The organism is Mycobacterium sp., from assembly GCF_049608025.1.
Classification (GTDB): Bacteria; Actinomycetota; Actinomycetes; order Mycobacteriales; family Mycobacteriaceae; genus Mycobacterium.
In genome coordinates, this window is sequence record NZ_JBMYXC010000014.1 from 56,311 (window position 1) to 68,172 (window position 11,862).

An 11,862-nucleotide genomic window follows, 5' to 3' on the forward strand; every position below is an offset into this window, starting at 1 on the left:
GCGGACGCTAACTATCGGCCATCGAACCTATCGGCCATCGAACTCCTCACGCTGGGCGCGCTTGCGCTCGATCCGCTGTCGTGCGTCGTAGTCGCGCATGCGTTTCGGGTAGCCGATTTTCTGGACGTCGTACACCGGAATCTTGAGGCGGTCGGACAGGCGCCGAGCCCCGGAGTCTCCTCCAGCCCTGCGCCGCGTCCACTCGCCGTCAGCCGCGACCAGGACGACGGTGACCTCGGTGACCGTTGTCTTCGGCTCGATAAAGGCCTCCACGCCACGGTGCTCGGCCACCCACTTCCGTAGGTAACGAAGGTCTGCTGCCGGGTCGCTGGTGCCGGTACCACCGCCGCCGCGCCGGCGACGAAGCTTGTCGAACAGTCCCACCTGGGTTTGCTCCTTCCGGCCTACGTTCGCTGGTTTTTGCCTCTTTCGATAGTGCCAGAGCGGCGAGTACCCGCGTCTACGAGGAAACGCGACGGTAGTCATGACAGGATGGGCGGCGACACTTCAACCACCTGCGACTGACCGTGCAAGGGAGCCACGACATATGGCCATCTCCGTTCAGATGCCCGCACTCGGCGAGAGCGTTACCGAGGGGACCGTCACCCGTTGGCTCAAGCAAGAGGGTGACACAGTCGAGGAGGATGAGCCCTTACTGGAGGTCTCGACCGACAAGGTGGACACCGAGATCCCCTCCCCGGCCGCCGGTGTGCTGACGAAGATCGTCGCCCAGGAGGACGACACCGTGGAGGTCGGCGGCGAGTTGGCGGTCATCGGCGACGCCGGTGCCGACGCCGACCGCGACAGTGGCGGCGGCGGCGCCGCCACGGAGCCCGAAGCGCAGGCCGAACCCGAGCCGGAGCCCGAACCCGAACCGAAGGCCGCTGCCAGCCCCCCGGAGTCTGCGAGTTCAGCGGGTTCGTCCACTCCGGTGCTGATGCCAGAATTGGGCGAGTCCGTCACCGAGGGAACCGTGACCCGCTGGCTGAAAAAAGTCGGCGACAGCGTCGCGGTCGATGAACCGCTGGTCGAGGTCTCGACCGACAAGGTAGACACCGAGATCCCTTCACCGGTCGCCGGCACGCTGCTGTCCATCACCGCAGAGGAGGACGACACCGTCGAGGTGGGCGGCGAGATGGCCAAGATCGGCGAAGCCGCCAGCGCCGGCGCACCCGCACCGGAGCCGGAACCGGCGCCCGCGCCCCAATCGGCACCCAAGCCGGCACCCAAGCCCGAGCCAAAACCCGAGCCAAAACCCGCAGCGGCGCCCAAGCCGGAACCCAAACCCGAACCCACGCCGGCCGCGGCCGAGGTGACCTCGGGTGGCGACGGCAGCCCGTACGTCACCCCACTGGTGCGCAAGTTGGCCACCGAGAACAGCGTGGACCTCGCCAAAGTCAAGGGCACCGGAGTCGGCGGACGCATCCGCAAACAAGATGTGCTCGCAGCCGCCGAGAAGACGCCCGCGCCCGCCGCCCAAGCTCCCGCCGCGCCGTCGGAGCCCGCGAAGGCGGCACCGGCTCCAGACGCAGCGCTGGCTCATCTGCGCGGAACCACGCAGAAGGCCAATCGGATTCGTCAGATCACCGCGAAGAAGACGCGCGAATCGCTGCAGACAACAGCGCAATTGACGCAGACCCACGAAGTCGACATGACCAAGATCGTGTCCCTGCGGGCGAAGGCGAAGACGAAGTTCGCCGAGCGCGAGGGCGTCAACCTCACCTATCTGCCGTTCATCGCCAGGGCCGTGATCGACGCTTTGAAGATCCATCCGAACGTCAATGCCAGCTACAACGAGGACGCCAAGGAGATCACCTACTACGACTCTGAGCACCTCGGCTTTGCCGTCGACACTGAGCAGGGTTTGCTTTCACCGGTGATCAAGAACGCCGGGGACCTGTCCCTGGGGGGGCTGGCGCGAGCCATCGGGGACATCGCGGCCAGGGCCCGCTCCGGCGACCTCAAGCCCGACGAGCTGTCCGGCGGTACCTTCACCATCACCAACATCGGCAGCCAGGGCGCGCTGTTCGACACCCCGATCCTGGTTCCGCCGCAGGCGGCGATGCTGGGAACCGGTGCCATCGTCAAGCGGCCGCGGGTGATCGTCGACGAGTTCGGCAATGAGTCGATCGGTGTGCGGTCGGTGTGCTACCTGCCGCTGACCTATGACCACCGCCTGATCGACGGCGCCGATGCCGGTCGCTTCGTCACCACGATCAAACGTCGACTTGAAGAAGGCGCGTTCGAGGCAGATCTGGGTCTTTAGGCAACTGTGTCGACGCCATCAGATCCAGTCATCGCTGTTGCGGGGTCTTCCGGTCTGATCGGTACCGCGCTGGTCTACGCGCTGCGCGCCACCGATCGCCGGGTACTGCGCATCGTGCGACGGGCACCGTCGAACGCCGATGATGTGTACTGGAATCCAGACAGTGGCGAGTTCGATCCGAGCGCGCTGCACGGCGTGGACGCCGTAGTCAATCTGTGTGGGGTGAACGTCGGCCAGAAGCGATGGTCCGGCGCGTTCAAACAGAGCCTGCGCGACAGCCGTATCGGCCCCACCGAGGTGCTGTCCAGCGCGGTCGTCGACGCGGGGGTTCCCGTCCTGATCAACGCGAGCGCTGTCGGCTACTACGGCGATACCGGCAGCCATCCGGTCGACGAGAGCGCCGCTCCCGGACAGAACTTCCTCGCCAAGCTCACGGTGGACTGGGAGGCTGCGACCGCGCGGGCGGTGCAGGCCGGCGTACGGGTGGTGTTGACCCGCACCGGCCTGGTGATGGCACCGTCAGGTGGCGTCCTGAGCAAACTCAAACCGCTGTTCTCGCTGGGCTTGGGCGCACGACTGGGCAACGGTCGCCAGTACCTGCCCTGGATCAGCCTCGAAGACCAAGTTCGCGCATTGCTGTTCGCGATCACCCACGATGACCTGGCCGGACCGGTTAACTTCACCGGGCCTGCGCCGGTCACCAACGCCGAGTTCACCACCGCACTCGGGCGCACCGTGAATCGCCCGACTCCGTTGATGGTCCCTGGCTTCGCACTGAGCACAGTGCTCGGCGAGTTCGCTGACGAGGGTCTGCTGGGCGGCCAGCGTGCGATTCCCGCGGCGCTGGAGCGCACAGGTTTCCAGTTCCACCACAACACCATCGGCGAGGCGCTCACTTTCGCCACCGCCCGCACAGGCGATTGACGTAGTCAACGAGTAGCGTCGTCTACATGGCGGCGTCGATCCGGTCGGGAAGCGCACCCATTCAGGTCCGACGACTCGGCACCCTCGGCTATCAGGCGGCTTGGGATCTGCAGCGCGAGCTTGCCGATGCCCGCGCCGCGGGCGGTCCCGATACCTTGCTGCTGCTCCAGCATCCACCGGTGTACACCGCGGGTCGGCGCACCCTGACCCATGAACGTCCCGCAGACGGCACGCCGGTCATCGAAACCGACCGCGGCGGCAAGATCACCTGGCACGGCCCCGGGCAATTGGTCGGATATCCGATAGTCGGACTTGCCGAACCGCTCGACGTCGTGCAATTCGTCCGACGACTTGAGGATTCGTTGATCGCGGTATGTGCCGATCTGGGCCTTCCGACGGGGCGGGTCGAGAGCCGGTCCGGGGTGTGGGTCGCCGGCGATACCGGCCGACCCGCGCGCAAGATCTGCGCGATCGGCGTCAGAGTAGCCCGGGCCACCACGTTGCACGGATTCGCGCTGAACTGCGACTGCGACCTCAGCGCGTTCGGATCTATCGTGCCGTGCGGCATCGCCGATGCCGGGGTGACGTCGCTGAGCGCAGAACTGGGCCGCCACGTGGGTGTCGAGCACGTGGTCGACCGGGTCGCCGACGCCGTGTGTGACGCGCTCGATGGTCGACTACCCAGTGTCGGTATCCCCACGGCCACCTCAGCGCACACGCAGTAGAATCGTTGAAGTGAGCGTCGACCCCGGTAACCGCAAACTGCTGCGACTCGAGGTCCGCAACGCGCAGACACCGATCGAGCGTAAGCCGCCGTGGATCAAGACTCGAGCCAAGATGGGCCCCGAATACACCGCACTGAAATCGCTGGTGCGCCGCGAGGGTCTCCATACCGTGTGCGAGGAAGCCGGCTGTCCCAACATCTTCGAGTGCTGGGAAGACCGCGAAGCCACGTTCCTGATCGGCGGCGAACAGTGCACCCGGCGCTGCGACTTCTGCCAGATCGACACCGGCAAGCCGGCCGAACTGGACCGTGACGAGCCGCGGCGGGTGGCCGAGAGTGTGCAGGCGATGGAGTTGCGCTACGCCACTGTCACGGGTGTGGCCCGGGACGATCTAGCCGACGGCGGCGCCTGGCTGTACGCCGAGACGGTCCGTCAGATCAAGGCAGTCAACCCGAGCACCGGCGTGGAGTTGCTAATACCCGACTTCAACGCCGAACCCGAGATGCTCGACCAAGTCTTCGAGTCGCGCCCGGAAGTGTTGGCGCACAACATCGAGACAGTACCGCGCATCTTCAAACGGATACGCCCCGGTTTCCGCTACGAACGCAGCCTTTCGGTGATCACGATGGCCCGTAATTCTGGATTGGTGACCAAGAGCAACCTGATCCTCGGAATGGGCGAGACGCCCGAAGAAGTGCGCACCGCGCTGCGGGATCTCCACGAGGCCGGTTGCGACATCGTCACCATCACCCAGTACCTGCGCCCGTCGACGCGCCACCACCCGGTCGAGCGGTGGGTGCATCCCGACGAGTTCGTCGAGCACGAGCGTTACGCGGCGTCGCTGGGTTACGCCGGCGTGCTGGCCGGACCACTGGTCCGCTCCTCGTATCGGGCAGGCAGGTTGTACACCCAAACCGTCGCGTCCCGAACCGGCGGAGTCGCGACGGCGGCGACATCAGACTCCGTATCCTGAACTAATGGCGAAATCGCGCAACCCCGCGGCAGTCAAGGCAGCTAAGGCTGAGGCGAAGGCCACCCGCAAAGCGGCTGCCAAGCAGCGCCGCAGCCAGCTGTGGCAGGCCTTCAAGATGCAACGCAAGGAGGACAAGCGCCTGCTGCCGTACATGATCGGCGCGTTTGTGCTGATCGTGGGCGCGTCGGTGGCAGTCGGGATCTTTGCCGGCGGTTTCACGACGTTCATGATGATCCCGCTGGGCGTGGTGCTGGGCGCGCTGGTGGCTTTCATCATCTTCGGCCGCCGCGCCCAGAAGTCGGTGTATCGCAAGGCCGAAGGTCAGACGGGGGCCGCAGCTTGGGCGCTGGAGAACTTGCGCGGCAAGTGGCGAGTCACCCCGGGCGTAGCGGCAACCGGCCATTTCGATGCCGTGCACCGAGTGATCGGACGCCCGGGAGTCATCTTCGTCGGCGAGGGTTCGCCCGCACGAGTGAGGCCGCTGCTGGCTCAGGAGAAGAAACGCACCGCCCGTCTGGTGGGCGAGGTACCGATCTACAACATCATCATCGGCAACAGCGAGGGCGAAGTGCCACTGGCCAAGCTGGAGCGGCACATCACCAAGCTGCCGGCCAACATCACCGTCAAGCAGATGGACTCACTCGAGTCTCGGCTGGCGGCACTGGGCACCAAAGTCGGCCCGGCGGCGATGCCGAAGGGCCCACTGCCCACCGGCGCCAAGCTGCGCGGAGTGCAGCGGACAGTGCGTCGAAAATAGTCCGGCAGCGGGTGATCGCGGGCGAGTCCTGACCGACTACAACGGGGGACCAGATGTGTACTGCATGCCAATGGGCACCGCACTTCGCAGCCTTCGGGGGCGGTAGCCGCGGCTACCTCACGCGCCGGCCGCCGCTGCGGGCCGCAGCCAGCGCGGCAGCGGGCAGCGCGGCAGCGGGCAGCGCGGCAGCGGGCAGCGCGGGAAGTTCATGTTCGGCCCAAACTCGTTCGGGGACACCGGGCACCGCCGCCGACTTCGTGTTTCGCAACGGCCACGTCTATACGGTCGCCGGGCCTGCCCCGTGGGCGCAAGCGGTCGCGGTGACGGGCAACACGATCACCTGCGTCGGTGACGAGGCGGAGGCCATGGCGCTGGCCGGCCCCGCAACACACGTCATCGACCTCAACGGTCAGCTGCTCATGCCGGGCTTCGTCGAGGGCCATATCCATCCCTTTCTCGGGGCGTTCCTGACCTGCGGAGTCGACCTCCAGGTGCCGACGGGAGCCGACGCGGTGGCCGCCATCGAACGGCACGCAAAGAACAATCCGACCGGTCCGGTGCGCGGATTCGGCTGGCGGGTAGATATGTTCGGCCCCGACGGGCCCACCCGCGCCGAGCTCGACCGGGTGCTGCCCGACCGGCCCGCCTTCTTCTTCGCCATCGACGGACACAGCCTGTGGGCGAACAGCAAAGCGCTTGAGGTCGCCGGGGTCACCCGCGAGACCCCGGACCCCATTCCAGGCTTCAGCTACTACGTCCGGGACCGCAATGGCGACCCGACCGGCCACGTGCTCGAGGTGGACGCGCTCCTCGCTGTCGTCAACGCCGTCGAGCCAATTTCGGCAGAGGCCATGGGGACACTGCTGGAGTCGTGGTTACCGCAAGCTTCCGCCGCGGGGATCACCTCACTCTTCGATGCCGGAGTACCGCCCATCGGCGCCGGCCAGAGCGAGCTGATCAGCCTTTACGCCGATATCGAGGAAAGGGGCGCACTACCGTTCCGCGTCGTCGCCTCCTGCATGGTGACGTCGGCGCCCGTCGATGATGCCGTGGCCAAGCTGATCGACATCCGCAACCAGATCTCGACCGACCTGGTGCAGGTGGGCGTCGTCAAGATCATTGGCGACGGCACCCCGGAGGGCCACACCGCCTGGCTTATCGAGCCTTATGCGGACAAACCCGATTCAACCGGCGGGTCGCCGTTCACCGTGCAGCAGTGGCACCAAATCGTGGGCGAGGTTGACGCCGCGGGGTTCGACGTGCACATCCATGCGTGCGGGGAACGGACCACGCGCACCGCGCTGGATTCCATAGAGCAGGCGATCGCGGCGAATCCACCTCGAGACCGGCGCCATACCGTGGCTCACCTCGTGTACGTCGAGGACCCCGACAATCAGCGCTTCGGCGAGCTCGGTGTCATCGCCCAGTTCTCCGCAAACTGGCTTTCGGCCGATCCGTCCTCGCTGGAGAACATGGCAGCACGTTACGGGTGGCCGCGACAGGAGCTGTTCTACCGGCCGCAGGCCGTCCTCCGGTCCGGCGGGCGTATTTCGCTGGGCACCGACTGGCCTGCGGCCGGATACTTCTCTACCTACAAGCCGCTGGATGCGATCCAGATCGGTGTCACCCGCCAGCTGATCGAGGACGACCAGGGAGGTTCAGCCGCCGTGCTGGCCCCGGCCGATCAGCGACTATCCGTTGAGCAGGCGGTGTACGCCAACACTCTGGGCGCCGCCTACCAGATCCGGCTCGACACCTCAGTCGGGTCGGTGGAGGTCGGAAAGCTCGCCGACCTGATCGTGCTGGACAAGAACATATTCGAGATCGATCCCCACGATATTCACCGCGCGGCCGTGACGATGACGATGATGAACGGCCAGGTTCTGCACCAGGCGTGAAACTGCTAGCGCCTGACTACGACGGTCTTGGTCGCCAGGTCGTGCAGAGCGCGCAGGTCCGAGTCGGTGAACAGGGCCGGGATGACGAGGGTGATCAGCAGGCCACGAGCCAGTGCCCGCCCAAAACCCACACGTGCGCGGTCGCCGACCGGTACCACCTTGAGGTCCAGCACCAGCTGGCCGGGGGTAAAGCCGAACAACGGCACCGAGATGACGCCGAGCACCAGCCAGATGACCAGGACGGCGGTGGACAGGGACGCCAGGCTCACCACCCCCAACGTCATCGCCAACGCTGCCAGCCCATAGGCCAGCAGCCAGTCCACGCAGAGGGCAGCGACACGACGGCCGAAGCGGGCGATCGAGCCAGAGCCGTTCTGCGGGAGCCCGAGCCGTTCGCCCGGGTAAGTACCCGAGCGCGAATCGGGGTCGCCGGAGTCAGAGGGTTCCGGTCCCGATAGCCAGGACCCAATCGCACGGGCCATGCAGCAAGGATATGCGCCCGCCGCAGAGCTGCCGGCGGGAGTACCCGGCAACGCATGCGTAACCTCGGCGCAACATATGGTTGACGACGCTGCAACATCGTATCCCTAGCGTCAACGCGGGCCGAACAGATATAAGGAGACCAATCAGTGGCTGAAAAGACCGCCGACGACATCATCAAGCAGATCAAGGACGAGAACGTCGAGTACATCGACATTCGATTCTGCGACCTCCCTGGCGTCGTCCAGCACTTCTCGATCCCGGCGTCGGCGTTCGACGCGAGCGTGTTCGACGACGGCCTCGCTTTCGACGGATCGTCAGTGCGTGGGTTCCAGTCCATCCACGAGTCGGACATGATGTTGTTGCCCGATCCCGAGACCGCACGCATAGACCCGTTCCGCGCTGCCAAGACGCTCAACCTCAACTTCTTCGTGCACGATCCGTTCACCCGCGAGGCGTACTCGCGCGACCCGCGCAACGTCGCCCGCAAAGCGGAGAACTACCTGACCAGCACCGGCATCGCCGATACCTGCTTTTTCGGCGCCGAGGCTGAGTTCTACATCTTCGACTCGGTGTCTTTCGACTCGAAGATCAACGGCACCTTCTATGAGGTCGACTCCGAGTCGGGCTGGTGGAACACCGGTGAACCGTTCGAAGCCGACGGCTCCCCCAACCTCGGATACAAGGTCCGTCCCAAGGGCGGCTACTTTCCCGTCGCGCCGTACGACCACTACGTGGACCTGCGCGACGAGATGTCGACCAACCTGACCAACGCTGGATTCAGCCTGGAGCGCGGCCACCACGAGGTCGGCACGGCAGGCCAGGCTGAGATCAACTACAAGTTCAATACCCTGCTGCACGCCGCAGACGATGTGTTGCTGTTCAAATACATCATCAAGAACACGGCATGGGCCAACGGCAAGACCGTCACGTTCATGCCCAAGCCGCTGTTCGGCGACAACGGCTCCGGCATGCATGCCCACCAGTCGTTGTGGAAGGACGGTAAGCCGCTGTTCCACGACGAGTCGGGCTATGCCGGCCTGTCAGACATGGCACGCCACTACATCGGCGGCATCCTGCACCACGCGCCGTCGCTGCTGGCGTTCACCAACCCGACGGTGAACTCCTACAAGCGCCTGGTTCCGGGCTACGAGGCTCCGATCAACCTGGTCTACAGCCAGCGCAACCGTTCCGCGTGCGTGCGTATCCCGATCACGGGCAACAACCCGAAGGCCAAGCGCCTCGAGTTCCGTTGCCCCGACAGCTCGGGCAACCCGTACCTGGCGTTCGCGGCCATGCTGATGGCCGGCATCGACGGCATCAAGAAGAAAATTGAGCCGATCGCGCCGGTCGACAAGGACCTCTACGAGTTGCCGCCCGAGGAAGCCGCCAACATCCCGCAGGCGCCGACCTCGCTGGCCGCGGTCATCGACAAGCTCGAAGAGGACCACGAATACCTCACCGAGGGCGGCGTTTTCACCACCGACCTGATCGAGACGTGGATCAGCTACAAGCGGGAGAACGAGATCATGCCGATCCAGATCCGTCCCCACCCCTACGAGTTCTCGCTGTACTACGACGTGTGAGTCGCGATTTCGGCGTAGTTGGTCACGGTGAGCGTGACCAACTACGCCCAAATCGGTGCGCTCCGCAGGGGTAGTCTCCCCCTATGCTCCAGAAACTGGACACACAACTAGCTCGCTGCTCCTCCCCCATGCTGAGCGTGTTCCGCATCGTGTTCGGTCTGCTGTTCACGCTGCACGGCACCATGAAGGTGTTCGGCTGGCCGCTGGGCGAGGCGGTCCCCGTCTTGAACTGGCCCTTCTGGTGGGCGGGCCTGATCGAAGTGGTTATCGGGATACTGATCACCGTCGGGTTTCTTACCCGCATCGCGGCCCTGATCGGCGCCGGCCAAATGGCCGTGGCCTACTTCTGGCGGCACACGGATTGGTTCGGCGGCGAACCCGCCAGTTTCTGGCCGTTCTCCAACGGTGGCAACGGCGGCGAGATGGCCATCCTTTACTGCTTCGCGTTTCTACTGCTGGCGGCGATGGGCGCGGGCGCATGGTCGGTGGACGCACGGCGTCGGGGAACCGCGGAGCCGGGGACCTGAGACGCATCCCGGCGACGTCGGTCACACCGAGACTGTCGTCTCCTCCGCTGCGGCGATAACCCTCAGCTGTGACCACGGGATGGCGTCCATGTCGTAGTAATCCCAGGCCAATCCGGCGTCGGCCCATACCGAGCCTGGGTTGTTGGCCGTCGCATCATCAAGCAGTTCGAAGCCGAACCCCATGCGTGCGCCGCCTTGGTCTACTACGTAGGCGCCGTGAGTCTGCAAGGTCTTGGCAATGACCTTCTCGCCGGCCGTGATGCCGGGAATCGCGTCGACATCGATCGACGGGTCTAGTTGGATGCGATAGCCCTCCGGTATGGGAACGGCGACCCCGGCGGGATTCTGGCCATCCGACTTCGTCGCAGGGCCGACAAAGTCCGGACCGGCGATGTCGGTGGAGAAGGTCAGCGCGTGGTTGATCCCGGTGTTGGCTGCAACCGCCGCACTGAACTCTTCGGCGGTGACGACCCCGGCGTACCGCGACAAGTTCGTTGCCGTCGCTGAGCCCGACACGTCGACTCCGTCGCCATCGAGTGCTGACACGCCTCCCCAGGCACCGGACCACGTGTCGGTGACACTGTCATAGCTGGCCTTCCAAAGACCGAACGCGGTTCCCGTGGTGGGATCCAATACCGCAAGATGGCCATCCGAGCCAGGGGGGATTCGGGTTCCCTCGGGAATAGGCACCGTGAGGCTACCGAACGGATCGCTGCCCCACGGCCGAGTCAGGTCGACATCATATCGGGGCGTATCGCTGGTGACCTCGTCCATGGAGACCATGGCCACCGAGAACTGGTACATGTTCGCCACGCGTTCCGCTTCCGGGTCAGAGAAGTAACTCACCCAGGTCGCACTGTCGTCGGCTAGCACCGGGTCTGCGGAGATCGGGTCCCACAGCCAGTCGGCGGCTTGGAAGAAATCAGGAACGGTACTCGGCGGCGGGGGTGGAGGCGGCGGAGGCGGCGGCGGCGGCTCAACCACCACTGCCGGGACCACCGTGACGGTGTCGAGTCGAAGGTTTCGGTCGCCCCACCTTCGACTGTAACGATCGTTGACGAATCTGATTTTCACCGTGTGCAGTCCCGCTGAACCCTCCACGGGAATCGTGTAATCGGTCCACTCTGCGGAGGGCACCGAGATCTTCGACAAGCGTTTGCCGTCAAGATAGACAACCATCTTCGGCGCGCCGCGGAATTGGTCCCCCTTCGCGCGAATCACCAGGCTGGTGAAGTCCGGAAGCTCGACGCTTGTTGTGGCCGATGATCTCTTCGACAGCAGCAACGCGCTACCGCCGGAAGCATCGGCGTCGGAATAGGTACTCCCGTTCTGCCAGGGGGAGATGGTCATGGAGTCTGCCTCGATGACGACCTCAGCCGCTCCCGGCGAGGCGGTGTCCGCATCTGCGACCGCTGCTACGGCGGCTACGTTGGCGGTCTGAGCCGCAGCAGCCGCCGTTGCGACCTCGGACCCGGAATCATCGGGCGGGCGCGCTGAAGCCAACAGTCCCAGCGCGATCGCGCTCTGCGTGGGAGTGGCTGGGGAAACTGGATCAACACTCACCGCCGGGGACGCCAACACCGCATCGAGAGTCGCTGTGCTGACCGAGGGGCTCGGAGGCTCAGCCACAGCATTGATCACGCTAGGCGGCTCCGCCAGTGAAATGGCACTGCTAATGGATTTGGCGGACTCCTCGGCAGCGGCAGCATCAGCCGCAGCGGCAGCG

Annotated in this window: 11 protein-coding genes; 8 read left to right on the plus strand and 3 right to left on the minus strand. The window is 65.3% G+C overall.

Features of this window, described 5'->3' with window-relative positions; genetic code table 11:
• Positions 1–27: 27 nt before the first annotated feature.
• A complete protein-coding gene (locus ACPGXI_RS07350; RefSeq protein ID WP_526651335.1) occupies positions 28–384 on the minus strand; it encodes an oxidoreductase in 357 nt (118 codons plus the stop codon).
• Between the two features lie 163 nt (positions 385–547).
• On the opposite strand from ACPGXI_RS07350, the gene sucB reads away from it, so the two are divergent.
• From sucB to ACPGXI_RS07380, 6 genes are read left to right on the plus strand one after another with little or no spacing between them, the layout of a single operon-like run.
• Positions 548–2,266 carry a 2-oxoglutarate dehydrogenase, E2 component, dihydrolipoamide succinyltransferase gene (sucB, locus tag ACPGXI_RS07355; protein WP_526651337.1) on the plus strand — a complete coding sequence of 573 codons (1,719 nt, stop codon included), beginning with the start codon at positions 548–550 and terminating at the stop codon, positions 2,264–2,266.
• A gap of 6 nt (positions 2,267–2,272) precedes the next feature.
• Positions 2,273–3,190, plus strand: a complete 918-nt coding sequence (locus ACPGXI_RS07360) for a TIGR01777 family oxidoreductase (RefSeq protein ID WP_526651339.1) — start codon at positions 2,273–2,275, stop codon at positions 3,188–3,190.
• Between the two features lie 26 nt (positions 3,191–3,216).
• Positions 3,217–3,915 (plus strand): lipoyl(octanoyl) transferase LipB, encoded by a 699-nt coding sequence (gene lipB, locus ACPGXI_RS07365; protein ID WP_526651341.1) that lies wholly within the window; start codon positions 3,217–3,219, stop codon positions 3,913–3,915.
• 10 nt (positions 3,916–3,925) lie between these two features.
• Entirely contained in the window at positions 3,926–4,888 is a 963-nt protein-coding gene (gene lipA / locus ACPGXI_RS07370) for a lipoyl synthase (protein ID WP_526651343.1), read from the plus strand.
• Positions 4,889–4,892: 4 nt separating this feature from the next.
• Positions 4,893–5,645 carry a DUF4191 family protein gene (locus ACPGXI_RS07375; RefSeq protein WP_526651345.1) on the plus strand — a complete coding sequence of 251 codons (753 nt, stop codon included), beginning with the start codon at positions 4,893–4,895 and terminating at the stop codon, positions 5,643–5,645.
• 53 nt (positions 5,646–5,698) lie between these two features.
• Positions 5,699–7,543 carry an amidohydrolase gene (locus ACPGXI_RS07380; protein ID WP_526651346.1) on the plus strand — a complete coding sequence of 615 codons (1,845 nt, stop codon included), beginning with the start codon at positions 5,699–5,701 and terminating at the stop codon, positions 7,541–7,543.
• A 5-nt stretch (positions 7,544–7,548) separates the two neighbouring features.
• Here the strand turns inward: ACPGXI_RS07380 and ACPGXI_RS07385 are convergent, their stop codons facing one another.
• Positions 7,549–8,025: an RDD family protein gene (locus ACPGXI_RS07385; RefSeq protein WP_526651348.1), complete on the minus strand. Its 477-nt coding sequence runs from the start codon at positions 8,023–8,025 to the stop codon at positions 7,549–7,551.
• 147 nt (positions 8,026–8,172) lie between these two features.
• On the opposite strand from ACPGXI_RS07385, the gene glnA reads away from it, so the two are divergent.
• Positions 8,173–9,609 (plus strand): type I glutamate--ammonia ligase, encoded by a 1,437-nt coding sequence (gene glnA / locus ACPGXI_RS07390; RefSeq protein WP_526651350.1) that lies wholly within the window; start codon positions 8,173–8,175, stop codon positions 9,607–9,609.
• A gap of 83 nt (positions 9,610–9,692) precedes the next feature.
• Entirely contained in the window at positions 9,693–10,136 is a 444-nt protein-coding gene (locus ACPGXI_RS07395) for a DoxX family protein (protein WP_526651352.1), read from the plus strand.
• A gap of 21 nt (positions 10,137–10,157) precedes the next feature.
• Here the strand turns inward: ACPGXI_RS07395 and ACPGXI_RS07400 are convergent.
• Positions 10,158–11,862 (minus strand): carbohydrate-binding domain-containing protein (locus ACPGXI_RS07400; RefSeq protein WP_526651354.1); only part of this gene is annotated, 1,705 nt, incomplete at its 5' end.